The sequence below is a fragment of the Streptomyces sp. iso_384 genome, assembly GCF_056172905.1.
Genome location: NZ_JBWBTT010000001.1, coordinates 1,854,993 through 1,879,590, shown reverse-complemented (window position 1 = coordinate 1,879,590; position 24,598 = coordinate 1,854,993). Strand labels below are relative to the sequence as shown.

The following is a 24,598-nucleotide window of genomic DNA, read 5'->3' as shown; positions in this document are numbered from 1 at the left end:
GGTGCCTCCCTCTCTCCGGTCGTCCGTACGGTCAGTCTTCGTGGATCTCGTCGTGCAGGCGGGCCGACGACCGCCGCCCGCCGCCGTGTCCGTCGTCCAGGGCCGAGCCGAAGGCCCGGTCCCAGTCGATGTCGATGCCTCTGATGCCCGTGGCCCGGCCCGTGGTCCGGGTCAGCGGCTCGAAGACGTCCATCACCTTGCGGGCCATCTCCGAGCGGCCCTCCTGCACCGCCTCCATGATCGAGGCGGCCAGCTGGGGGCCCGTCATGGACCGGTGCCGGTTGTCGGGGAACTTCAGGCCCGTCAGCTCGCCCTGGGGGCCGACCGTGACCTCCACCGCGCGGTCCCGCGACCGGGCCGTCGTGGAGGACTGGCCGAGTTCGCCCTCGGCACGTGCCACGGCCTCCTGCACAGCCGTGAGTTCGGCCATGGCCTCGGCCAGCTTCTTCTCCATCGAATCGCTCAACAGTCGCCCTTTCACCTGCGCGTACACCATTCTGTCGTACGCGTGTCCGTGCTATGAACTTCCCCCGCGCCGGGGCGGCTTCCGAGGCCGGCTGAAGCCGTCTCCCACCGCCCCGCACGGGCCCCGGCCGTGACCGGCGCACTGCTCCTAGCGTCCGATCACCGCCGGGGCGCCGCCTTCGTCGGTGCCCCAGACGTCGTCGTCCTCCGGCACCCAGGAGTCCCGGGTCCGCTCGCCGCTCTGGGTCGCGGTCTGGCCGGGTGCGCCGCCTCCGCCCGGGGCGCCGCCGGCCATCGGCGGGAGGAAGGGCGAACTGCCCGCGGTGGGGCCGCCTGCCGCCACCCGCACCTCGTCGTCGGCGTAACGACCGCCCGAGCCGGGTACGGCGGCGCCGGGCCGCGCACGGCGGTTCCGGGAGACCGATCCGTCGATGACGTTGCGGACGCGCTCACCCGAGTCGTTCTGGCCTCCGCCGCCGCCCATGCCGCCACCCATGCCGCCGCCCATCCCGCCGCCCATCGGGGCTCCGCCCATCGGTGCGCCGTTGCCGCCCTCGCCCCCGCCGTCGCTGCTCGGACCGGGGAAGGGCCCGCTGTTCAGGAACGGGCGGTTGTGGCTCGGTGCGTTCGAGCCGCCGGACGCCCCGTTGCCCGCCAGGGGCGACTCGTAGGGCTGGTCGTCGAACAGCTCCTCCTCGTAGGAGATCGGATCGTACGAGGGGGGCGTGTGGCCGGAGAGGCCGTCGCCGAAGGAACCGGGGTTGTTGAGGGAGCCGTTGTTGAGCTGGCCGGATTCGAAGCGGGAGGGGCCGGACTCGTCCAGGTAGCCGGAGACGGTCGAGCCGTCGGGCCGGGTGATGGTGGTCGTGCCGGTGTCCGGATTGATCGTCTGGGTGGAGCCGTCCGGGAACTCCGTGACCACGTTGCCGCCGGGGTCCAGGTGCGTGACGCTGCCGCCGGGGTTGGACAACAGGTCACCCGGGTTGAGCGGACCGGAGATGACGGAGCCGTCGGGCCGGGTGATGGTCGAGGAGTGGGTGTCCGGGTCGATCGTGACCTTGGAACCGTCGGGATACTCGGTGACCACGCGGCCGTCCGCGTCGAGCCGCGACTCACCACCGCCGGGGAGTTCGAGCGGGCCGTCGTTGACCGGGCCGGTGATGGGGGTGGACGACAGGTCGGGGATGTCTCCGTTGCCGAAGAGGTCCCGCCGGGAGCTGTCGAGCCTGGACTCCGTTTCCTTCTGCCGGGCCTCCTGCTCCTGCCGGACTTCCTCCTGCTTGGCCTCGGCCTCCTTCTGCCGGGCCTCCTGCTCGGCGCGGACCTCGTCCTGCTTGGCCTCCTGCTCCTCGCGGAGCCGGTCCTGCTTGGCTTCCTGCTCCTCGCGGATGCGGTCCTGCTTCTGCTCGGCCTCGGCCTGCCTCTGCTCCGCTTCCTTCCGCATGGCCTCCTGCTCGGCCTTCGCCTCGGCCTCCTTGGCCTCCTGCTTGGCCTCCTGCTCCGCCTGCTTCTGCTCCGCCTTCGCCTCGGCCTCGGCCTGCTTCTGCTCCTGCTCGGCCTGCTGCTGCTCCTGGCGCTCTTCCTGCTCGGTGCGGATGCGGTCCTGCTTCTGCTCGGCCTCCGCCTGCTTCTGCTCCGCCTCCTTCTCCTTGGCCTCCTGCTCGGCCCTGGCCTCCGCCTCCTTCGCCTCCTGCTTGGCCTCCTGCTCCGCCTGCTTCTGCTCCGCCTCCTTCTCCTTGGCCTCCTGCTCGGCCTTGGCCTCGGCCTCCTTGGCCTCCTGTTCGGCCCTGGCCTGGGCCTCCTTGGCCTCCTGCTCCTTCTTCGCCTCCTCCTGCTGGGTCCTCGCCTGGTTCATCTGCATCATCTGCATGTTCTCCGCACGAGCCTGGGCCTCTGCCTGCTTGGCCTCCTGCTCCTTGCGGACCTGCTCCTGCTTGGCCTCCTGCTCGGCCCGGAGCTGTTCCTGCTTGGCCTCCTGTTCGGCCTGCTTCTGCTCCGCCTCCTTCTCCTTGGCCTCCTGCTCGGCCCTGGCCTCCGCCTCCTTGGCCTCCGCCTTCGCCTCCTGCTCGGCCGCCTTCGCCTCGGCCTCCTTCTCCTTGGCCTCCTGCTCGGCCTTGGCCTCCGCCTCCTTGGCCTCCGCCTTCGCCTCCTGCTCGGCCGCCTTCGCCTCAGCCTCCTTCTCCTTGGCCTCCTGCTCGGCCTTGGCCTCCGCCTCCTTGCGCTCCGCCTCAGCCTTGGCCTCGGCCTCCTTGCGCTCCGCCTCCGCCTTGGCCTCGGCCGCCTTGGCCTCGGCCTCCGCCTTCTCCTTCTCCCGCTCCGCCTCGGCCTTGGCGGCCTGGTCCTTCTGCCACTGGATGAACTCTTCCTGCTTCCGGGCGGCTTCCTCCGCGGCGGCCTTGGCCTCGGCAGCGTCGGCCTCCGCCTTCTCCTCGGCGAGTTCGGCCTTCTCCTCCTTGTATTCGGACTCCAGCGTGTCGCTCGTCCCCCGCGACCTCACCGATCCGAAGTCCAGCTGACTGTTGCTCCAGCTGTCGCGCACCTTCGTCATGGCCGCGACGGCCGCCTTGTCGAGGTTCTCCTCGACGGTCTGCTTCCACATGAGGAGGGCTTTGTTGCCGATCTTCACCCAGGTGTCGAGTTCCTTGAGCTCACCGAAGTCCTCGGCGCCGACGCTCAGCGCCATGTCGCCCTTGCCCTCGATCGCGTCGATCGCAGCCTGGTTGCTGAAGAACTCTTCCGAGATGTAGTTCGTCGTGGTGGTGTAGCCGCCGCCGTACGTCCCGTGGGTCTCGATCTCGTACGTGATCTTCGTGATGTTGTTGTCCCAGACGTACTTCATGATCGCGGAGAGCAGGGTGTGCAGCACCACGAGCGGGTTGCCGTACTTCCACTGCCAGTCCCTCCAGACGCCGTGGAGGTCCTTGACCGCTTCCTGGAAGGCTTCCTTCGCATCCCGGATCTCGTTGCCCTGCTTGGACTTCGTGCCTCCGTCGGGCAGCATGTCGTCGGCGTAGTCCGAGTACTGCTTGTTGATCTTGTTGATGAGGTCCCAGAAGACACCGGCGGCCTTACCCCGCCACGCCTCGTCCTTCTCCTTGCCCAGCCGGCTCTGCCACTCCTCCACGATCTTCTGCTGGGACGAGAAGAACGTGGCGACCCGGTCGAACGCCGCGGCGACGGTCTCGAAGTTGGCGGGGGTCACCGAGTCGGGGTCGTCCACAGGCTTGCCGTTGAAGCTGAACCCGTAGGTGCCTTCCGTCGGGTTGAAGATCAGCTCCTCCAGGGCGAGCCCGGTGCCGTAGGCGTAGCGCGCGGTCGGCGTGGTGTCCCAGGTCGGCTTGCCGTCCATCCCCAGGTGACCGTCGATGGAGCTGGAGAACTGGCCGCCCTCCTGCCACCCCTGGCTGGGTATCCGCCCGTCCCCCTTGCTGCCGAGCAGGGTGATGCGCGCCCGGTACATCGACACGTCGGAGCCCGCCCCGCCCTTGGCGTGGTAGAAGGGGATGACGAAGTCGGTGTTCTTGATGTCGGAACCGGCGTTCTCGTACAGCCAGTTCAGGTCCTCGGTGTCGACGTAGTCGACATAGCCCACGTCGGAGATCTCCACCTTCATCAGGGGGATGCCCTCGTTGCCGACGAGCGAGTCGAACAGGTCGTTCCGGTTCGGCGCCTTGAAACCCGTGAAGAAGCCGATCGCCTCGGCCCACTTGTCGTTGGTACCGCCGCCGAGGTCTTCGACGACCTTGCTGGAATCGAGCGCCATGCCGGAATGCCTTTTCGTCGGAAGGGGACAGAGGGGACGGGAGGGCGGGGGTACGGTCCGCCGGACCGCAGGCGGGGCGGAGAAGCACCGGCCGGGCTACCGGCCGACCGCGACGAAGGTCAGTCGTCGTCGTCCGAGCCGCCGCCCGCGGATTCGGAGAGCACCTCGTCCACGCCCTCGAAGAAATCGATCATGTCCTTGCCGTCGATCTTCTCCAGGTTGCCGTCCTGGGTCTTGAAGAGCTCCTCGATGGTCTCCTCCAGGTCCTCCTCGATCTGCTCGAAGAGTTCGACCTGGAGCTTGAGGATGTCGTCGATCTGGTCGACCAGCCCGTTCAGGCACTTGACCAGGTAGCCGCCGTTGGTACGGCCGTTCTCGTCGGCCGCCATCGTCCCGATGGCGAGCGGCTTCTTCTGGCCGTCGTAGAAGCCCGCCGCCGTCGCGGACCCGTCCTCGCCACCCTGCAGCGTGGGAATTGCGGGCACGGTCGTTCCGGCGGTCGTCGTGCCGTCCTCGCGCATCTTCTTGATCTCCGCGAGGAACGGGACGAGGTCGTTGTCGAGGAAGCTCTGCAGCCACGCCTTGTTGAGATTGAGTGCGGGTGCTTCCGCCATGTCGCACTTCTCCAGTCTTCCGGGATGTCCAGGGACTCACAGGGCCGGCGTCTGTCCGCCGGCAGCCCACTGGGGCCTCGGCGGACAGGCGCACCGCCCCGACTGCACAGGGCGGCCGTGCGCGCGAAGGAGCCACGCGAACGGCCGCCCGGTAAGGACCAAGGGCGTGCCGCCCCGGGTCAGCTGCCGATGCGCACGCTCTCCCAGAGCGACTTCAGGGAGTTCTCGCTGTACTTGTAGCTGCCCGAAACGTCGGTCAGCAGCGCCGAGTGCTCGGCGAGGATGCGCTTCATCTCCTCGACAGCGTTGTTCCACGAGGCCTGCTTCTCGGTGTACACCGCCTTGTCCTCACCTTCCCAGCTGCGCTGGAGCTCCTGGAGTTCGGCTTCCAGGTTGGTGAGGATGCTGTCGATCGCCTTGGTCTGCTGGACCATGTCGTCGGCGGCGTTCTCCATGTGGCCGTAGTCGACATAGATCTGGCCGTCGGTGAAGTCAAGCGGAGGGGTCATGGTCTTCCTCGTCTCGCGGCAGGTGCGTCAGGGTCAGTGATGTGGGGGCCCGGTCGCCCGACAGGGCTCCCGGTTACCGGAGGAGTGGTCAGCGGCCCGCGGTGGAGCCGGCGAGCGCGTTGAAGATCTCCTCGGAGCGGTTGAACGCCTGCTGGATCGAGTCGTTCGAGTTGTTCTGCTGGATGCCCTGCGCGCGCATGGTCTCCTCCAGCGTCGTGATCATGTCGCGGAGGTTGCTGGAGATGATCTCCGCCTGCTGGTCCCAGCGGTCGAGCAGCTTCTGGAACGCGCCACCGTCGCTGCCGGCGTAGCCGGAGGCGAGGTTGTGCTTCATGTTCTCCACGTCCTGACGGCTGTTCTGCACACCGGTGAAGGCCATCTCCAGTGCGGTGACACCGTTCTGGGTGGATGAAGCCAGTGACTGCTGTGCGCCCGTACCTGCCATGTTGCTGCGCCTCCTGATGTGTCGCGCCGCCGGATTCCGGTTCCCGCGCGGCGCGTGCCTGGCCGGACGCGGCCGGAAGACCGGCGTCCGAATGGTCTGGACGAACGGAGCCTAAAGAAGGGCGCGTTGAGGATTCAATGGCTTGCGTCATCTTCTCGGCCCCGACCCCGCTTTTGGGGTGATTCGCGAAGGAGATTTGATGGGGATCTGAGGTTCACCCCTTGCGGAATCACTTTGCGAATGGATCTGTTTCCCCGCGCCCGAACAGGCAATGCCCGCCGTGGGTAACGGTATTGGCAGATCCCTTCGAGGAAGAGGACGGTGGATCACCTCCTCCGGTTGTCACGACACACGCCTTTATCAGACGCATCACGAGAAATTCACCTCCCTCGGTACAACCATCCGTCGGTCCCTCAGGTCCGCGCGCAGCGCGGGGTCGTGTTCGTGTTCCGGCCCAGGGCGGCAGCCTCCTTGGTGAGGTCCGGCCCGGTCGGCAGCATGGCCAGCAGCGGCGCCGGCAGCCCTCGCGCCTGGCCCTCGGTGTAGCCGAGGGCGGCGAGGCCGTCGGCGGTGCCGACCCGGTACTTCATCCCGGTGTCGGTCACGAGGTAGACGGTGGTGCCGACCGTGCTCCCGCTCGCCCCGAGCGCCCGCACCAGGGACCCGCCGCCCGGCCGCACGCTGATCGTGCCGACCGGCATGCAGGCCGGGGTGAGACCCTCGGGCGGCGCCTGCGCGGCGGGCCCAAGGGTGCCCGCCCCGGTCAGCGCCACGCTGATGCGCGGTCCGCGCTCGCTCGGCTCGACCCGGATGCATACGGTGCGGTCCTCGCCGAGGGCCACCGCCTCCGGCGGCTCCGAGGGCAGGTTCGCCTCCTCCGCGCCGGTCCCCGCGCCGGGGGCCAGCCGGCCGCTCAGCGCATCCGCGCCCAGCGTCACGACCTTCGCCGGGCCTCCCCCGTACACCTTTTCGCGGGTCTCCGGGTCGCCGAGCACCAGCGCGGCCCCGGTCGCCGTGAGCGGGGTCAGGCCCTCCTGGCGCAGCAGGTAGTAGCGGTCGGCGGAGCCCGGGACGGTGACCCGGAAGACCTGGCCGATCCGGGACTCCCCGCCGCCGAGCGCGGGGCCCTTCCTGCCCTTGCCCGGTACGTTCGGCGGACGCAGGTCGGGTCCCGAGGGCAGGGCGTTCAGGAAGGCGGCGGAGACGGGCAGCCGGGAGACGGAGGCGTAGCCGAGGGCCTCACGGGCGCGGGTGTCCTCGTCGATCAGCAGCTTGCTACCGCGCCAGACCAGGTAGTCGGCCTTGTCCGGCCCCGTGACGAGCATGGCCTGGTCGGTGGGCAGGCCGGTGGCGTCCGCCGGCAGGCCCACCGCGACGGTGGTGCCGGTCCTTCCGGTTCCGCTCCCCGAACAGACCTGCCAGGGGCCCGTGTCCAGGTCCGCGCTCCCGGGCAGGGCGTCCGGGGCGCCGCTGATACCGATGGGCGCCCCGTGCGGCGTACCGTTCAGGGACTTCGAGCCGACCGCCACCGCCTTCATGTCGGCGCCCACGAGCAGCCGCGCCGACGTGTAGTTGCGCACCGGACGCAGCCGCCCGTCCAGATACAGGTAGCGGGATCCGGTGTCCTTGTTGACGACGAGGGTTCCGGCGGCCCGCCAGGAGTCCTTGGTACCGGGCTTGAGGAGGCCGAGGACGAAGGAGCCGGCCGAGAGCAGGACGGCGATCACGATGCCGATCACCACGCCCCGGTTGGTGCGCCCCTGCGGGCTCTCCGGGGCGTCGGGGTCGGCGCGGAGCATGCCGGAGGTCAGCCGGCCCATGACGAACATGTGGGCCTGGACCTGGTCGCGTTTCGACTGCACGGCAGCGGTTCTCCCTTCAGGTCAGCCGTTGATGGCCCGCAGGGCGCCGTACACACCGAGCACCCACAGGGCGAGCGGGAGCACGGCGATCGCGAGGGCCGAGTGGAGCACTTCGCCCGCGCGGCCCCAGTACGGGACGAGCCGGCGGCCGGGCACGGTCCAGGCGGCGATGGCGACCGCTGCGGCAGCCGCGAGCAGCCCCGCGGCCGTGACCAGACGGTTGCCCGGGGACGCGGCGGGGGCGGCGACCAGCACCAGCAGGAGCAGCCCGAAAATCCCCGGGACCACCAGGGACATGCGCTGCCAGATGTTGCCGAGGCCTCGGGCGTGCAGGACGAGCAGCAGACACAGCGCCACCGTCATGATGATCTCGGCCAGCTCGCGCTCCCGGGCCAGGACGGCCACGCACGCGGCGCCGACCAGGCCCACCGCTCCGTAGAGCGACGTCATCCAGCCGTCGGCGAGGATGGCGCGGGCCGAGACCGCGGATGCGGCGTGCGGCTCGATGCCCTCCTGCAACTGCTGGGCGTTGGTCGGCAGCGGCGGCATCCGCATCCCGGACATCCGGAAGGCGAGCGAGGGGACGAACGCCCCCAGGATCACCGCGAGGACGGCGAGGATCCCGGCGGCGTGCACCGGTGCCAGGTCCGTGGTGAGGAGCAGGACGGCGGCGATCGCGGCGAACAGCGAGACGACGGCGACGCTCAGGAAGAGGGCGGCGAAGGCGGCCACGACGGCGAGCGCGAGGACCGCCCCGCCGGCCATCGCCGCACTGGCCGCGAGCAGCCGGGCCCCCAGGGTCTCGTAGGCGTGCGGCCCGCCGAGTTCCCCGCCGGGCAGCAGCCAGCCGGCCAGCGCCAGGTAGGGCCCGACCATGAAGCCGAGCGCGGCTCCGGCGCCCGCGTCCCCGACCGCCCTGCTCGCCGAGCCCGCACCCGCGAGCAGGAGGAGGCCGGCCGCGGTGGCGAAGACGGACCGGGACAGCGAGGAGCCGCCGGGCCAGGCGATCACCAGAACGCCGCCGGCGAGGATCGCGACAACGATGCCGAGGAGCACCCAGCGGCTCACCTTGGGGGTCCAGCCGAAGGGGTGGTCGCGCATCGTGGTGGCGATGCCGTCGACCAGGTCGTCGAGGTGCACCTCGGGCAGGGCCTCGGCGCGCGGCCGGAGGTACAGGGTGTCGCCGTCCCGCAGCCCGTAGGAGTCGAGGGTGAGTTCCTCGTCCAGGGGCTCGCCGCCGAGCCGCTGGAGGACCCAGCCGCCGTGGTCGATACCGGCCTCTTCGAGGTTGTCGCCCGCGTAGCCGAGCACGGCGGGCAGCAGGTCCGCCACGGGGACGTCGGCGGGCACGGCGAGATCGATGCTCTTGGCAGGAGCTCGTACCGTCAGACGGCACAGCTCGGCCACCTGAGTGTCAGTCATCGGGATGGCTCACGCTTCTCCGGTTACGGCTGAGAACGGGCGGGGGAACAGGGGCCGGCGGACCGGTGAACACCCTGCTTCGGTGGGGGGTTCCAAACCGTGTGATGGCGACGGTTGTTGACGACCGATACGGCGATCGTAATATCAGCGGCCTAGTCTGGACCACGTGGCCCGCGCCACGGAATACGAAACGGCCCTCCGCGTCCGGCGAATTGCCTCGCGGTCGGCCGCACGGGCACGAAGGGCGGTTCGGCATGCGGGGTTTCGGCCGGGGAATAGCTCCGCGTGTGCCGGTCCGGCCGGAAAATCCGTTCCGCGTGCGCCCGTCCGGGCAGGCAAAAGGCTCCACAGGCGCCCGTTCGGCCGGGAAGCGCTTCCGTTTACGCTCTCCCGGTCGGGTGAACGGCCGCGCGGGTCCTGCCTCGAAGCCGTGATGTAGCAGAACTGTGACACGGTCGTCCGGCCCTCTCCCGCCCACCGCGGAAGCCCCGGGCGGGCTTTCGGCTCCGGCCGGGGCGCGGCGTAGGGTGCGTGCACGGCGAAGGCCTGTCCGCGTCCCGGCCCCCCGGTCGACGGCGGGCGGCGTGCCCTGCGGCGCCGTTCCGCCCGCTCTCCCCCCATGCCCCTGAAGGAGACGGTTCCTTGAGTGTGATCCTGTTCCGCCGCCCGGCCCGACGCCGCGGCCCGGAGATGCCCGACGGGGAGCTGAACCTCCAGGAGCCGCCGGTCCTCCCCGAGACGGTGCCCGACACCTCCGCCGTGTGGACGTACCTGCCGATGGCCTTGATGTCGGTCTCGATGATGTTCATGTTCATGCGTCCCGGTATGACGCGGGGCTCCGGCGGCTTCATCTACATCGCCCTGGGGCTGATGGTGCTCGGCGCCGCGGCCATGTTCATCGGCCAGTTCATGCGCCGGGCGGCGGAGCGCAAGCAGAAGCTCAAGGGGGAGCGCCGGGACTATCTGCGCTATCTCACCCAGATCCGGCGCAAGGTGCGCGGCGCGGTCGTGGACCAGCAACTGGCGCTGGCATGGCGGCACCCGGAGCCCGCCGCCCTGTGGTCGCTGACCGGCACCACCCGGCTGTGGGAGCGGCGCCCCCGGGACGAGGACTTCGGCGAGATCCGGATGGCCGTCGGCGAGCAGAAGCTGGGCCTGAAGCTGGCGTCGAACTCGACCAACCCCGTGGAGGACCTGGAACCGCTCAGCGCCCACGCTCTGCGCAGCTTCATCCGCGCCTACTCGACGGTTCCGGACCAGCCCATCGCGATCTACCTGCGCGCCTGGGCCCGTGTGCTGTTCCAGGGGGACGAGGAGCGGATACGTTCCCTGGTGCGGGCGCTGCTCGGCCAGTTGTCCACCTTCCACTCGCCGGACGACGTGTGGATCGCGTTCTGCGTCTCCGACGAGCGGCGCGCGGACTGGGAGTGGACGAAGTGGCTCCCCCACAGCCTGCACCCGCACGACACCGACGGCGCGGGCCCGACCCGGATGACGGTCTCCGCCTGGGGCGAGCTGGAGAACCTGCTCGGCGCCGAGTTCATGGAGCGGCCGCAGTTCGACCCGGACGCGGTGCCCGGACGCGAGGAGCCGTTCACCGTGATCGTCGTGGACGGCGGGGTCATCCCGGCGGGTCACCGGCTCGACGGCCCCGGCTTCCGCAACACGGTCGTCCTGGACCTCAGCGGCGCACTCTCCTGGCGCCCCGGCCGCATCACGCTGCGCTTCACGGTCGACGAGGACGAACTCGGCCTGGTGCGCACGGACCGTGAGCGCAAGGAGCAGGTCACCCGGCTCGGTCGGCCCGACGCCTTCGGGCTCACGGGCGCGGTCTCGCTCGCGCGGCGGCTCGCTCCGTACCGCATGGGCCTGGGCTCGGCGTCGGACTCCTCCGAGCCGCTCTCCGCCAACGTGGAACTGACCACGCTGCTGGGCATACCCGACCTGCACCGCCACGACCCGAACACCCTGTGGCAGCAGCACACCGGCCCCAACCGGCTCAAGGTGCCGATCGCGGTCGGCGCGGACGGCCAGCCGGTCGAGCTGGACATCAAGGAGTCCGCCCAGGGCGGCACCGGACCGCACGGCATGCTGATCGGCGCCACCGGCTCCGGCAAGAGCGAGCTGCTGCGCACCCTGGTCCTCTCGCTCGCCCTGACGAACTCCTCGGAGACGCTCAACTTCGTCCTGGTCGACTTCAAGGGCGGCGCCACCTTCCTGGGTCTTGAGGACCTCCCGCACACCTCCGCCGTCATCACCAACCTGGCGGGCGAGGCGGCGCTGGTCGGCCGTATGCAGGACGCCCTGCACGGCGAGCTGATGCGCCGGCAGGAGCTGCTGCGGTCGGCGGGCAACTACACCTCCGCGCTGGACTACGAGAAGGCCCGCGCATCGGGCGTCCCGCTGGAGCCCATGCCGAGCCTGTTCGTCGTCGTCGACGAGTTCAGCGAGCTGCTGGCGGCGCACCGGGAGTTCATGGAGCTGTTCGTGATGATCGGCCGTCTCGGCCGGTCCCTCGGCGTGCACCTGCTGCTCGCCTCTCAGCGCCTGGACGAGGGCCGCATGCACCAGTTGGAAAGCCATCTCTCCTACCGGATCGGTCTGCGGACGTTCTCCGCGATGGAGAGCCGCGGCGTGCTCGGTGTGCCCGACGCCTACCAGCTGCCGTCGGCCCCCGGCAGCGGCTTCCTCAAGTCGGGTGTGGAGGCGCTGACCCGGTTCCGCGCCGCCTACGTCTCCGGCCCCTACCAGCAGCGCCGGGGCAGCGCGAACCAGGCGCGGGTGGCCAGCCAGACCGTGCCGTGGACCAGCAGTTACGTCGTACCGCGCCAGCTCCCCGACACCCCGGAGCCCGAGCCCGAGCAGCACGAGGAGACCGGCGAGACCCTGCTCTCCGTCGCCGTGGACCGGCTGCTGACCGCAGGGCCGCCGGCCCACCAGGTGTGGCTGCCGCCGCTGGACCTCCCCGCCACGCTCGACCAGGTGCTGCCGCCGCTCACCCCGCACCCCGAGTACGGGCTGACGACCGACGCGTCGCATCGCGGGCGGCTCACCATCCCGCTCGGCATCATCGACCGCCCCTTCGACCAGCTGCGCGACCTGCTGACCGTCGATCTCTCGGGCGGGGGCGGACACATCGCCATCGCGGGCGGCCCGCAGAGCGGCAAGAGCACAATGGTCCGGACGATCATCACCGCGCTGGCGCTCACCCACACCCCGCGCGAGGTCCAGTTCTACTGCCTCGACTTCGGCGGCGGCGCGCTCGCCGGGCTGGCCGGGCTGCCGCACGTCAGCGGGGTCGCGGCACGGCTGGACGCCGAGCGGGTGGGCCGTACGATCTCCGAGGTCACGACCCTGCTCGCGGAACGCGAGCGGTTCTTCCTGGACAACGGGATCGACTCGATGGCGACGTTCCGCCGCCGACTGGCCGCCGGGGAGTTCCCGGAGCACCACCACGGCGACGTGTTCCTGGTGATCGACGGCTGGTCGACGGTGCGCCAGGACTTCGACCGGTACATCCAGACGTTCGGCGCGATCGCCGCGCGCGGTCTGAACTACGGCATCCACCTGATCGTCACCACCGCCCGCTGGGTGGAGGTGACCTCCGCGATCCGGGACCAGGCCGCCACCCACCTGGAGCTGCGGATGGGTGACCCGATGGACTCCGAGATCGACAACCGGCGCGCAGCGACCGTGCCCCGGCTGCCGGGGCGCGGCCTGACCCGGGACACCAAGCTGCACTACCTCACGGCGCTGCCGCGCATCGACGGCGTCGAGTCCGTCGACGACCTCTCCGACGGAGTGGCCGGCCTGGTGGCGGCGGTCCGCGAGAGCTGGCAGGGCCCGCCCGCGCCGCAGGTACGGATGCTGCCGACCCGGCTCAAGCTGTCGGAGCTCCCGGCTCCCAAGGGCGACTTCAAGATGCCCATCGGCCTGGAGGAGGAGCGGCTGTCGACGGTCTGGCACGACTTCTCCGAGACCCCCCACATGATCGTGGTCGGGGACACGGAGAGCGGCAAGACCAACATGCTGCGGATGACGGCCAAGGCCATCATGGACCGGTACACCCCGGCCGAGGCGCGGATCATGGTCGTGGACTACCGCCGCGCCCTGGTGGAGGCCATCCCCGACGAGTACCGGCTCGGCCACGCCGTGGCGATGGACGCCCTCAAGGAGCTGATCGGCGGCGCGGCGCGGGCGGTCGCGGCGCGCGTCCCGGGTCCGGAGATCACCCCGGCCCGGATGCGCACCTGCGACTGGTGGGACGGGCCGCGGCTGTTCATCCTCGTGGACGACTACGACATGCTCGGCACCAGTGCGATGAACGCGCCGTTCGACCCGCTGCTCAACCACCTCGCGCTCGGCTACGAGGTCGGCCTGCACCTGGTCGTCGCCCGCTCCGCCGCCGGTGCGGGACGGGGCCTGGGCGAGCCCATGCTGCGGCGCATGCAGGAGGTCAACACCCCGACGCTGCTGCTGTCGTGCCCGCCGTCGGAGGGCTTCATCCTGGGCAGTGTCAAGGGCCGCAACCTGCCGCCGGGCCGGGGCACGCGGGTGACGCGCCGCAAGCAGATCCAGGTGCAGACGGCGGTGCTGGAGGAAGAGGAGTCCTGAGCCGCGGGCCGCACGGTTCTCCCCGGTCCGGGCAGGACGGTGAGACCGGGCCCGGCCTCACCCGGCCGTCAGCGGCGTCTCGGGGGGTGCCGGAACCGCTCCGCCCAGGCGGCCCGGTCCAGCACCCCCCGAGCGCCGTCAGCTCCCCGCAGGACGCCAGTTACGGGCCCGCCCGCGCGGGATCACCACCGCGCCCGCGGCGACCAGCAGCACCACGCCGCCGCCGACACCCGCCGCGATCAGCGCGCGGGTACGGGGCTCCGCCGCGGGCGGCGGCGGGACCTCGGCCCGCTCGGTCCGGGGCACCGCGCCCTTCTCGTCCGTCAGGACGGCCGTCAGGGCCGCGTACGGGTCCAGGCGCGGCGGGCTCGCCGGGTAGGCCGCCTCGGTCAGGCGGCGTGCCGTGTCGGCCGCCGACAGCTCCGGGTGGCGCGCTCGTACCTGCGCCGCCGCCCCCGCCACGTGCGCGGCGGCGAACGAGGCCCCGTAGCCGATGAAGTGGCCCGAGCCCTCGGGGCCGATGCTCACCACCGCGTCCCCGGGCGCGGCCAGGTCCGCCCCGCCGACCACGGGCGCGTTGGCGGGGCGCTGCCCGTCCGGGCCGTAGTCCGTGACACCGATCGCCCCCGGGGCGGCGGCGGGCCAGTACCAGGCCGCGGGCTTCGCGTCCCTCGGCAGCGCGTCCGGAGCGAGGGGGGCGACGACCAGGGCGTCCTTCTCGCTCGCGTACGCGACGGCCTTGGTCAGCTCCGCCTTGCCGGCGGCCAGAGCGGCGGCGACGTAGATGACGGAGGCGCCCTCGTCGGCCGCCGTGCGGATGCCTGCGGCGACCTGGGCGACCGTGGACCCGCCGCGCTCGTCCGCGCCCCGTACGGCCAGGATGCGGGCCTCGGGGGCCAGTCCGGCCGGCCCTCCGGCGGCGCCCGGGGTCGCCGCGATCAGACCGGCTGCGAAGGTGCCGTGCCCGACGCAGTCCTTGCCGGCGTCCCCGATCGCGGTGACCCGGCCGGCGAGCGCCGGGGCCGACTCCCCGACCCCCGTGTCCACGACGGCGACGGTCTGCCCGGCGCCCTGGGAGAGCGGCCGCGTGCGGGCCGCCCCGAGCGCGCCCATGGTCCAGGGCTCGGACCGGGCCTTCACTTCAGAGGCCTCGACGCAGGTGTCGTCCTCCGCCAGTACGGAACGGACGACGGGGAGTCCCACGGAATCGGCCGCGGCGGGCGTGGTGCCCGCGGCGACCAGCACGGTCGGGAGCACGGTGAGCGACAGGGCGGCGGCGGCGGCCGTGGCCCGTGGGCGGCGGCGAAATCCGGCAGGGGGCATGGCGCGCATGATAGGCCGAACGGATGACGCCACGTCGCACGGGATGCGGCACCCGCTTCTCGGTTCCGGCCTGAACTGTCCTGTCCCACCTGGAACATCGCGGTGCCGGTCCCGTAGCCTTCCTCGCGTGCGCACAGCTGCGCGGCCCCGATGCGATCCGGTTTCCTTCCGGGCCGGCGGGAGAAGCAGTCACCTCCTTCCGGTCCCCGGCGGGAGAGGCGGGCAGCGGCACCACAAGGAGGAGGATCGGGCGTGTCACGGCAATTGCTCAGGGTCGGGTCGGACCAACCGGACAGCTTCCGGACGATCGGTGAAGCCCTGGACAAGGCACGCACGGGTGCGGTGATCCGGGTGAGCCCCGGCCGCTACCCGGAGAACCTGACGGTGCGGACGCGGGTCACCATCGTCGCGGACGGGGAGCCGGGCAGCGCCGAGATCTGCCCGCGCCGGGGCACCGCCGTCATCCTGGTCGCCGACGCCGTCATGCTCACCGACCTCACCCTGCGCGGCGGGAGCGAGGACCTGCCGGTGGTCGACGCCCCGCGCGGCCAGGTGGCGATGGACGGTTGCACGATCGTCGGCTCCGGCTGGACGGCCGTGCTGGCCCGGGAGTCGGGCTCGGTCGCCATGCGCGACTGCCGGGTCAGCAACCCCAAGGGCGCCGGGATCGTGGACTCCGCCCCCACGGGCAGCGTCATAGCCGGCTGCCGCATATCGAACCTCGGAACCTCCGGCGTGGTCATCGGCGCGGAGGCCCGGACGACGGTCCGGGACTGCCGCATCCTCGACGCGCGGGCCAACGGCGTGCTGACCTCGGACGAGGCGCAGGGCCTGGTGGAGGACTGCGACATCTCCGGCACGGACAAGCCGTCCATCGCCCTGGAGGGCCGCAGCGGCACCCGGGTCCTGCGCACCACCGTGCACGACACCTCCGTCGGCGTCTACATCACCAGCTCCGCCCGCCCGTCCCTGGAGCGCGTCTCCGTCAGCGACACCTCCGGCCCCGGGATCATGCTGGCCGTGAACGCCGACCCGGAGTTCCTCGACTGCCGGACCTCCCGCACCAAGGGCAGCGGCCTCGTGGTCAGCGAGCGCTCCCGGGGCACCTTCCAGCACTGCGAGTTCGACGCCGCCGCCGCCCCGGCCGTCCGGGTGATCGACTCCAGCTCGCCCACCCTGATCGGCTGCGCGGTGCGCGACTGCGCGGACGCGAACGGTGCCGTCCTGCTGGAGGAGGACTCGACCGCCGAGTTCGACGAACTGCTCGTCAGCGACGCGGCCGGGGTCGCCGTCCGCATCCGCACCGGGGCCGACCCGCTGCTGCGCCGCGTCCGGATCACCTCGCCGGGTGGCAACGGTGTCGAGGTGGCGGAGGACGGGCGCGGCCGGCTGGAGCACTGCGAGATCGACCGCGCGGGAGGATCGGCGGTACGGATCGCCTCGGGCGGCAACCCCGACATCCGCGACACGGTCATGAGAGCGGCCGAGGACACCACGATCTCCGTCGGCACCGAGGGGCGGGGGACCGTCCGGGACTGCGCCGTCGAGTTCGCGGCTGCGGGCGGCATCACGGTGGACAACGGCGGTGACCTCTCCGTCCTGCGGGTCCACATCACCGACTCCGGCGCCCACGGCGTCCTCCTCGCCAACGGCTCCCGCGCCACCCTCACCTCCTCGCAGGTCATCGGCAGCGTCGGCGACGGCATCCGGATCGACAGCGCGGAACCGGTCACCGTCGCCGACTGCACCGTCCGCGACAACCGCGGTGCGGGCCTGCGGCAGACCCGGATCAACGAACGCCTCACGATCGAGGGCCTCAACAGCGCCGGCAACGCGGCCCCGGACGCCTGGGGCGACACCCTTCCTCCGGACGTCGCGGGCGGCGGTCCCGACGCCGAGAAGAAGGGGCCCGAGGGCCCCCTGGAGGAGCTGGAGTCCCTCGTCGGCCTCGCCGAGGTCAAGAGCCAGGTGCGCAACCTGGTCAACCTGAACCAGCTCAACCAGCGCCGTGCCCAGCTCGGCATGCCCGTCGCCCAGGTCAGCCGCCACCTGGTCTTCTCCGGCCCGCCCGGCACCGGCAAGACGACGGTCGCCAGGCTGTACGGCGGCATCCTGGCCGATCTCGGCGTCCTCAGGTCGGGGCACCTCGTGGAGGTCTCCCGCGCCGACCTGGTCGCGCAGGTGATCGGCGGCACGGCCATCAAGACCACCGAGGCGTTCAACGAGGCCTTGGGCGGAGTGCTGTTCATCGACGAGGCGTACACCCTGCTCTCCGACAGCAAGGGCTCCGGCGCCGACTTCGGCCGCGAGGCGGTCGACACGCTGCTGAAGCTGATGGAGGACCACCGCGACGACGTCGCCGTGATCGCCGCCGGGTACACCGGCGAGATGGAGAGCTTCCTCTCCTCCAACCCGGGTCTGGCGTCCCGGTTCACCCGGACCATCGACTTCGCCAACTACTCGGTGGACGAGCTGGTGACCATCACCGAGAACATGTGCCTGGGCCACCGCTACGAGCTGGCCCCGGAGACCCGGGAGGCCCTCGCCCGGCACTACGAGCGCATGCCGCGCGACGCCACGTTCGGCAACGGGCGCGCGGCACGCCGGGTGTTCGAGGAGATGGTGGACCGCCAGGCCTCCCGGTTCGCCTCGATGAAGAATCCCGCCGAGAGCGACCTGGCCCTCCTCCTGCCCGAGGACGTCGCACCCGACACGGGCGCACCGGCGGACGACGGCCCGGGCTCCGAGGAACTCCTCGCCCAGCTGCACTCCATGATCGGCCTCACAGCGGTGAAGAACGAGGTGACAGCGCTGGTCAACCTCCTCACCGCGACGAAGCAGCGCAAAGCCGCCGGACTCCCCACCCCGAAGATCAGCAACCACCTCATCTTCTCCGGGCCGCCCGGCACGGGTAAGACCACCATCGCGCGGCTGTACGCGGACCTGCTGCGCTCCCTCGGAGTGCTGCCCAAGGGCCAGTTGGTCGAGGTGGCCCGCGCCGACCTGGTCGGCCGGTACGTGGGTCACACCGCGCAGTTGACCAAGGACGCCTTCGAACGCGCCATCGGCGGTGTGCTGTTCGTCGACGAGGCGTACACGCTCACGCCGGAGGGCGCGACCTCCGACTTCGGCCGGGAGGCGGTCGACACGCTGCTGAAGCTGATGGAGGACCACCGCGACGAGGTCGTGGTCATCGCCGCCGGGTACACCCGCGAGATGCGCCGCTTCCTGGACTCCAACCCGGGCCTGGCCTCGCGGTTCTCGCGCACCGTGGAGTTCGAGAGCTACTCCACGGACGACCTGTTGCAGATCCTCTCCCAGCAGGCCACCGGCTACGGCTACGACTGCTCCCCGGAGACGACCGCCGCGCTGTACGCCTACGTGGACTCCCTGCCACGCGACCACGCCTTCGGCAACGCGCGGACGGCCCGCCAGATCCTGGAGGCGATGATGACGCGCCAGGCGGGCCGCCTCGGCGCGATGTCCGCCCCGGGCCTGGACGACCTGCGCCTGCTGCTCCCGGACGATCTGCCCCCGGAGGTGGCTGCGGTGCAGCGATGATCTCCTCCCGGCCGTACGCCGCGGCCGAGGGTGAGGGCGTCGTCCCCCGCGTTCGCCGCGGGGTGCGCTGCTAGATTCGGCCGCCATGCGATCACGCGAGTACGACCTCGAATTCCGGGAACGGGCCGCCCGCACACGCGACTGGGGCGTCGGGCTCCTGTTCGTGGGGGCCTTGCTGTGGGGCTGGTGCGCCGTTCTGCTGTTGACCGACTACGAGGTCGAGACGCGCGGCAGCAACACGAAGGAGTGCGCGGCGCGGCTGTTCACGGAGGGCGGTACGGCCAACGACGGTGTGTGGGCCGGTGATCACTGCGCGGACGAACGCGACTGGCCCGAGGCGCTGGCCGTGCTGGGGCTCTCCCTACCCGTATCGCTCGTGGGAACCGCGCTTGCGACGACCGGCCATGTGAGCCGGCGGCTCAGCGGGCATTCCCAGGCGATGCGCGAACTGGACAGGCTGGCGGACGAGCGTGAGAAGCGCTCCGAGGGCTGAACACCTCACGGCGGGCGTACGACAACAGGGGAGAAGGACATGAGAGGCCAGGACCAGCGGACCGACCGACTGAGCATTCTGATCGACCAGTTCGACCAGGCGCGGGAGACGGCCGAGGTCCGGCTGCGGGGGCTCGGCGACGAGGAGTACCTCTGGGAGCCCGCGCCCGGCAGCTGGTCGATCCGGCGGCGCGAGGAGGCCACGACGCCCCGGGCGTACGGTCCCGGCGCCTGGGTGCTCGACAAGGGGGCGCCGGAGATTCCGGCGAACGAGTACGCGGAGGTCGCGCGGCAGGCGGCGGACGGCATGTCCGTCGCGAAGATCGCCGAGGACTGGAGCGTGAGCGTCGAACGGGTCGAGGAGGTCCTGGCGTTCACCGGTGAGCCGGAGCCCGACGCCGTACCGGTCACCACCATCGCGTGGCGGCTCGGCCATCTGCACTCCGACTTCGCGGGCCGCTGGGAGTGGACCTTCGGCGAGCGGCGGCAGGACCCGCATCAGCTGGTCGACTTCACGCCGTCCGCCTCCCTCGCGCTGGAGCGGCTCTGGGCGACGCTCGACCTCCATCGCGCGAGCATGGGCACGCTCACCGAAGAACAGCTCGACACGGTCGGCCTCTCGCAGTATCCGTACGGCTCCGACCCCGACGACGCGTACGTGGGCACGCTGGCCAACGCCAATCTGGAGCTCATCCACCACATGGCCGAGATCGCGCTGCTCCGCGACCTGTGGCGGGCCCGTCCCGTCGGGTAGTCGAGCCCGTGTGCGTACATCGGACATGGTTGTAGTGACATAGTCCACACGATCCGCCGTGACATGTGCGCTCTTGCCTGATCCTGGCCGCCCAGATGCGGTCAAGTCGTGTTTGAATCCCCTCACTTACGGGCTCTCGCCGTCAGCAGGCGTGAGCCCCGGGAACTTCATTCAGTGGGGGTAAACGTCGTGCCTCGTTCGCACAGACGCACAATCTGGACCGTCGGCGCCGCTGTCGCCGCAACCCTGGCGGGGAGCTTCGTCACCTCGCCCGCCATGGCTCTGCAGGGGGCGCCGGCCGACGCGGCCGTCTTCGGGCACACCGCGAGGATCGTCGTCGGTACCTCCGACCGCTCCTGCACGGGAACGCTCGTGGACCCGCGGTGGGTGCTCTCCGCCGCGAGCTGCTTCACCGACGCGACGGGCGTGGTCCAGCCCGGCAAGCCCAAGGTCACGACCACCGTCACGGTCGGCCGCACCGACCTGACGCAGACCACGGGCGGGGCCGTCCGGACCGCCGTCGAGCTGGTCCCGCACGCCGACCGCGACCTGGTCCTGGTGAAGCTGGGCGTGGGCGTCGCAGGCGTGAAGCCGGTCGCCCTGGCCGCCACTCCGGCGACGGCCGACGAGAGCGTGACCGCGGCCGGGTTCGGCCGGACGAGGGCGACCTGGGTGCCCGACCGGCTGCACACCGGGACGTTCACCGCCAACGGCGACGCCTCGGCGAACGTCGCGCTGACGGCCGTCGGCGACACGGTCATCTGCCGGGGGGACGCCGGCGGCCCGATCCTGCGTGAGAGCGGCGGCCGGCAGGAGCTGCTCGCCGTCACCAGCAGGTCCTGGATGGGCGGTTGCGTCGGCACGCCGGCCACCGAGACCCGTACGGGCGCCGTCGCGACCCGCGTGGACGACGTACGCGCCTGGATCACGGACACCACGGCCGCCGTCCCGGGCGACCTGACCGGCGACAACAAGCCCGACCTGGTCGCGGTGGACAACACCGGCAAGCTGTACGTCTACCCGGGCACCGGCACGGGGGCCCTCGGCTCGCGGATCCAGATCGGCAACAGCGGCTGGTCGGGCGCCGCCGTGACGCACCGCGGCGACTGGACCGGGGACGCCATGGAGGACGTCGTCGCCATCGTCCGCGGCGAACTGCGTGTCTACCCCAACCTCGGCACCGGCACGCTGGGCTCCCCGATCAAGCTCCTCACCGGGCTGCCCACCGTCTCGAAGCTGGTCAGCGTGGGGGACGTCGACCGGGACGGACACCCCGACCTGGTCGTCCAGCACAGCGACAAGCTGTACCTGTACAAGGGGAAGTCCGCGTCCACGCCCGCTGTCGCCGCCCCGGTGGTCATCGGCAACAGTGGCTGGGACGTGATGGACCTGACGGCTCCCGGCGACGCCGACAAGGACGGCCGGGTCGACCTGCTGGCCCGGAGCAGCCGTAACGGCATCCTGTACTTCTACCTCGGTCTGCCGGACAACTCGTTCGGCGGCCGGACCCAGTACGGCAGCAACTACACCGTCACCAACCGCCCCCTGATCGCGGGCGCGGCCGACGCCGACCGCAACGGCGTGGCGGACATGTGGGCCACCGCGGCCGACGGCACTCTGAAGTTCTACAAGGGCGCGAGCTCGGCCACCGGCCCGGTCGACGGCCCGAGCATCCAGGTCGGCACCGGCGGCTGGCAAAGGATCACGTCCATCAGCTGACCCCGACCGGCCTCCTGGGCCATCGAGGCCCCGTGCCCCCGCCCTCCGGCGGTCCCGGCGCGGGGCCTCAGCCCGCCAGCTCCCACACCAGCAGCTCCGCGGGACCCGCCACCGCGACCGCCTCCAGGCCCTCCGCGCCGGTGATCCGGGCGGCGTCGCCGGGGCCCAGTTCCTCGCCGTCCAGGGCGACCCGGCCCCGCACCACATGGACGTACGCGCGCACCGCGTCCGGAACCGCCGTGCGCTCGTCCTCGCTCAGGCGGCGGACATGGAGCATCGCGCCCGCGCCGGGCAGGGCGTACGGGGTGGAGTCGGCGATGCCGGGCACCACCGTGTACGCGGGCTCGCCGCCGGGCTCCAGCGGCGCCAGCCACATCTGGAGGAAGGCCAACGGGCCCGTGCCGTCGTTGCGTTCGACGTGCCGGACCCCGGAGGCGGCGCTCAGGTGGGCCACGTCCCCGGCGCGGACGACGGTGGAGTGGCCGGCCGAGTCGCGGTGGGTCAGCTCGCCCTCGACGACCCAGGTGACGATCTCCGTATGGCTGTGCGGATGCTCCTCGAAGCCCGCGCCCGGGACGAGGCGCTCCTCGTTGCAGGCCAGGATCGGGCCGAAGCGGAGGTTGTCCGGGTCGTAGAAGGGGCCGAAGGAGAGGGCGTGCCGGGTGTCGATCCCGGCGGCCTCGTCCCCGCCCCGGTAGCGGTCGTCGGACCGGTGCACGGAAATCACCCGGCCACGGTAGCCGTGCGGACGCGCGTACGACGGCGGTGTCCGGCTACCCGCCGGTACGGGGCACCGTCGCCCCGGCCCACCGAACCACCGGCCCGATAAGGCAGTCTTGTCCTCGTGCCCCGACCCGATCCTGAGCAGCCCCCCGCCCACGACGCCCACCTGCACGCCGCGACCCTGAAACGGCTGGAGCAGTCCTCCGGCCGGCTGGCCGCGAACGCGATTGCCCGCATGGACGAATCGCTGCCGTGGTACCGGGCGATGCCCCCGGAGAACCGGTCCTGGATCGGCCTGGTCGCCCAGGCCGGTATCGCCGCGTTCACCGAGTGGTTCCGGCATCCCGAAACGCCGCAGGCCATCTCGACCGATGTGTTCGGCACCGCGCCGCGCGAACTGACCCGGGCCATCACCCTGCGGCAGACCGTGGAGATGGTGCGCACCACGATCGAGGTCATGGAGGCCGCGATCGAGGAGGTGGCCGCCCCCGGCGACGAGTCGGTGCTGCGCGAGGCGCTCCTCGTCTACGCGCGCGAGATCGCCTTCGCCACCGCCCAGGTGTACGCCCAGGCCGCCGAGGCCCGGGGCGCCTGGGACGCCCGGCTGGAGTCGCTGGTGGTGAACGCGGTGCTCTCCGGCGAGGCCGACGAGGGGGCCGTGTCGCGGGCCGCCGCGCTCGGCTGGAGTTCGCCCGAGCATGTGTGCGTCGTCCTCGGCACCGCGCCCGACGGGGACAGCGAGCTGACCGTGGAGGCGATCCGGCGCGCCGCCCGGCACGCCAAGCTCCAGGTCCTCACCGGGGTCCTCGGCAACCGGCTCGTCGTCATCGCGGGCGGCAGCGACAATCCGCTCCAGGTCGCGAAGGGCCTGATCGGGCCGTACGCCGCCGGGCCCGTCGTCGCCGGACCCGTCGTGCCGGACCTGCTGGCCGCGACCCGGTCCGCGCAGGCCGCGGCCGCCGGGCTGAAGGCGTGCCTGGCGTGGCAGGACGCCCCGCGCCCGGTCCTGGCGGACGATCTCCTCCCGGAGCGCGCGATGGCCGGAGACCCGGCCGCGCGGGACCAGTTGGTGGAGGAGATCTACAGACCGCTGGAGGAGGCCGGTTCGGCTCTTCTGGAAACGCTGAGTGTCTATCTGGAGCAGGCGAGCAGTCTGGAAGGCGCCGCCCGGATGCTTTTCGTGCACCCCAACACCGTGCGCTACCGGCTGCGACGTGTGACCGACGTCACCGGATGGTCACCCTCCGATGTGCGTTCCGCGTTCACGCTGCGGATCGCCCTGATCCTGGGGCGCTTGGCGGCTGCGGATCCTCAGTCCTAGACTTTTGTTGGACTTCAACAATTCCCCCGACGGTTCTTCGTCCCTGTCCCCACGGGCGTGCGGAGCCGTCCACAAGAGAGAGTGTGAGGGTGCTCGTACTCGTCGCTCCCGGCCAAGGCGCTCAGACGCCCGGCTTCCTGACTCCCTGGCTCGACCTCCCCGGTGCCGCCGACCGCGTCGCGGCCTGGTCCGACGCCATCGGGCTCGACCTTGCCCACTACGGCACGAAGGCCGACGCGGACGAGATCCGCGACACGGCCGTCGCCCAGCCGCTCCTGGTCGCCGCCGGACTGCTCTCGGCGACCGCGCTGGACGCCGCATCGCCCGACGTCGTCGCGGGTCACAGCGTCGGTGAGATCACCGCCGCCGCGCTCGCCGGTGTCATCGAGGACGAGGCCGCACTGCGCTTCGTCCGTACCCGCGGACTCGGCATGGCCGAGGCCGCCGCGGTCACCGAGACCGGTATGGCGGCCCTCCTCGGCGGTGACCCCGCCGTGACGGTCCCGCACCTGGAGAAGCTCGGGCTGACCCCGGCCAACGTCAACGGCGGCGGCCAGATCGTCGCCGCGGGCACCGCCGCCCAGCTCGCCGCCCTGGAGGCCGACAAGCCCGAGGGCGTGCGCCGGGTCGTCGCGCTGAAGGTGGCCGGCGCGTTCCACACGCACCACATGGCTCCGGCCGTGGAGAAGCTGCGCGCGGCGGTCGGCGACCTCACGGTCTCCGACCCGACCGTGCGTTACGTTTCCAACGCCGACGGCCACACCGTGGCCACCGGCACCGAGGTCATCGCCCGGCTGGTCGGGCAGGTCGCCAACCCGGTCCGCTGGGACCTGTGCATGGAGACCTTCCAGTCGCTGGGCGTCACCGCACTCGTCGAGCTGAGCCCCGGCGGCACGCTGACCGGACTCGCCAAGCGCGGGCTGCCCGGCGTGAAGACGCTCGCGCTCAAGTCCCCCGACGACCTCGACGCGGCCCGCGCGCTCATGTCCGAGCACGCAGGCGTCTAAGGAG

The 24,598-nt window shown here is 71.5% G+C and carries 16 protein-coding genes; 7 read left to right on the top strand and 9 right to left on the bottom strand.

Features of this window, described 5'->3' with window-relative positions; translation table 11 throughout:
* Nucleotides 1-31: 31 nt before the first annotated feature.
* The 7 genes from AC0VY3_RS08305 to eccD form a co-directional block, all read right to left on the bottom strand.
* Nucleotides 32-466 (bottom strand): YbaB/EbfC family nucleoid-associated protein, encoded by a 435-nt coding sequence (locus AC0VY3_RS08305; protein WP_073777344.1) that lies wholly within the window; start codon nt 464-466, stop codon nt 32-34.
* A 147-nt stretch (nt 467-613) separates the two neighbouring features.
* Entirely contained in the window at nt 614-4,228 is a 3,615-nt protein-coding gene (locus AC0VY3_RS08300; RefSeq protein WP_475549311.1) for an AAWKG family protein, read from the bottom strand.
* A gap of 119 nt (nt 4,229-4,347) precedes the next feature.
* Nucleotides 4,348-4,842 carry a type VII secretion system-associated protein gene (locus tag AC0VY3_RS08295; RefSeq protein WP_103512421.1) on the bottom strand — a complete coding sequence of 165 codons (495 nt, stop codon included), beginning with the start codon at nt 4,840-4,842 and terminating at the stop codon, nt 4,348-4,350.
* A 179-nt stretch (nt 4,843-5,021) separates the two neighbouring features.
* Nucleotides 5,022-5,351 (bottom strand): WXG100 family type VII secretion target, encoded by a 330-nt coding sequence (locus tag AC0VY3_RS08290; protein ID WP_103512422.1) that lies wholly within the window; start codon nt 5,349-5,351, stop codon nt 5,022-5,024.
* An 88-nt stretch (nt 5,352-5,439) separates the two neighbouring features.
* Nucleotides 5,440-5,796, bottom strand: a complete 357-nt coding sequence (locus AC0VY3_RS08285; RefSeq protein ID WP_010064393.1) for a hypothetical protein — start codon at nt 5,794-5,796, stop codon at nt 5,440-5,442.
* A gap of 413 nt (nt 5,797-6,209) precedes the next feature.
* Nucleotides 6,210-7,658: a type VII secretion protein EccB gene (gene eccB, locus AC0VY3_RS08280; RefSeq protein WP_103512423.1), complete on the bottom strand. Its 1,449-nt coding sequence runs from the start codon at nt 7,656-7,658 to the stop codon at nt 6,210-6,212.
* A gap of 21 nt (nt 7,659-7,679) precedes the next feature.
* Nucleotides 7,680-9,080, bottom strand: a complete 1,401-nt coding sequence (gene eccD, locus AC0VY3_RS08275; RefSeq protein ID WP_103512424.1) for a type VII secretion integral membrane protein EccD — start codon at nt 9,078-9,080, stop codon at nt 7,680-7,682.
* 648 nt (nt 9,081-9,728) lie between these two features.
* On the opposite strand from eccD, the gene eccCa reads away from it, so the two are divergent.
* On the top strand, nt 9,729-13,694 hold the full coding sequence (gene eccCa / locus AC0VY3_RS08270; protein ID WP_475551652.1) for a type VII secretion protein EccCa: 3,966 nt from the start codon (nt 9,729-9,731) through the stop codon (nt 13,692-13,694).
* 138 nt (nt 13,695-13,832) lie between these two features.
* On the opposite strand, the gene AC0VY3_RS08265 is transcribed toward eccCa, so the two are convergent.
* A complete protein-coding gene (locus AC0VY3_RS08265; RefSeq protein ID WP_475549310.1) occupies nt 13,833-15,017 on the bottom strand; it encodes a S8 family serine peptidase in 1,185 nt (394 codons plus the stop codon).
* A 252-nt stretch (nt 15,018-15,269) separates the two neighbouring features.
* On the opposite strand from AC0VY3_RS08265, the gene AC0VY3_RS08260 reads away from it, so the two are divergent.
* The 4 genes from AC0VY3_RS08260 (at nt 15,270) to AC0VY3_RS08245 (ending at nt 21,543) form a co-directional block, all read left to right on the top strand.
* A complete protein-coding gene (locus AC0VY3_RS08260; protein WP_475549309.1) occupies nt 15,270-18,578 on the top strand; it encodes a right-handed parallel beta-helix repeat-containing protein in 3,309 nt (1,102 codons plus the stop codon).
* A gap of 85 nt (nt 18,579-18,663) precedes the next feature.
* On the top strand, nt 18,664-19,071 hold the full coding sequence (locus AC0VY3_RS08255) for a hypothetical protein (RefSeq protein ID WP_475549308.1): 408 nt from the start codon (nt 18,664-18,666) through the stop codon (nt 19,069-19,071).
* Between the two features lie 39 nt (nt 19,072-19,110).
* On the top strand, nt 19,111-19,824 hold the full coding sequence (locus AC0VY3_RS08250; RefSeq protein WP_475549307.1) for a DinB family protein: 714 nt from the start codon (nt 19,111-19,113) through the stop codon (nt 19,822-19,824).
* A 276-nt stretch (nt 19,825-20,100) separates the two neighbouring features.
* Nucleotides 20,101-21,543: an FG-GAP-like repeat-containing protein gene (locus tag AC0VY3_RS08245; RefSeq protein WP_475549306.1), complete on the top strand. Its 1,443-nt coding sequence runs from the start codon at nt 20,101-20,103 to the stop codon at nt 21,541-21,543.
* Between the two features lie 67 nt (nt 21,544-21,610).
* Here AC0VY3_RS08245 and AC0VY3_RS08240 read toward each other — a convergent pair whose 3' ends face one another.
* Entirely contained in the window at nt 21,611-22,270 is a 660-nt protein-coding gene (locus AC0VY3_RS08240) for a pirin family protein (RefSeq protein ID WP_103507482.1), read from the bottom strand.
* 117 nt (nt 22,271-22,387) lie between these two features.
* On the opposite strand from AC0VY3_RS08240, the gene AC0VY3_RS08235 reads away from it, so the two are divergent.
* On the top strand, nt 22,388-23,587 hold the full coding sequence (locus AC0VY3_RS08235; RefSeq protein WP_030078149.1) for a PucR family transcriptional regulator: 1,200 nt from the start codon (nt 22,388-22,390) through the stop codon (nt 23,585-23,587).
* An 89-nt stretch (nt 23,588-23,676) separates the two neighbouring features.
* The gene (locus tag AC0VY3_RS08230; protein WP_103507484.1) at nt 23,677-24,594 is read left to right on the top strand and encodes an ACP S-malonyltransferase; all 918 of its coding nucleotides are present in this window, start codon (nt 23,677-23,679) and stop codon (nt 24,592-24,594) included.
* Nucleotides 24,595-24,598: the final 4 nt, after the last annotated feature.

Excerpts from the sequence above, each read along its gene's own strand:
- AC0VY3_RS08300 (WP_475549311.1), bottom strand. The coding sequence starts at position 4,228 with ATGGCGCTCGATTCCAGCAAGGTCGTCGAAGACCTCGGCGGCGGTACC.
- AC0VY3_RS08295 (WP_103512421.1), bottom strand. The coding sequence starts at position 4,842 with ATGGCGGAAGCACCCGCACTCAATCTCAACAAGGCGTGGCTGCAGAGC.
- AC0VY3_RS08290 (WP_103512422.1), bottom strand. The coding sequence starts at position 5,351 with ATGACCCCTCCGCTTGACTTCACCGACGGCCAGATCTATGTCGACTAC.
- AC0VY3_RS08285 (WP_010064393.1), bottom strand. The coding sequence starts at position 5,796 with ATGGCAGGTACGGGCGCACAGCAGTCACTGGCTTCATCCACCCAGAAC.
- eccD (WP_103512424.1), bottom strand. The coding sequence starts at position 9,080 with ATGACTGACACTCAGGTGGCCGAGCTGTGCCGTCTGACGGTACGAGCT.
- AC0VY3_RS08265 (WP_475549310.1), bottom strand. The coding sequence starts at position 15,017 with ATGCCCCCTGCCGGATTTCGCCGCCGCCCACGGGCCACGGCCGCCGCC.
- AC0VY3_RS08255 (WP_475549308.1), top strand. The coding sequence starts at position 18,664 with ATGCGATCACGCGAGTACGACCTCGAATTCCGGGAACGGGCCGCCCGC.
- AC0VY3_RS08250 (WP_475549307.1), top strand. The coding sequence starts at position 19,111 with ATGAGAGGCCAGGACCAGCGGACCGACCGACTGAGCATTCTGATCGAC.
- AC0VY3_RS08245 (WP_475549306.1), top strand. The coding sequence starts at position 20,101 with ATGGCTCTGCAGGGGGCGCCGGCCGACGCGGCCGTCTTCGGGCACACC.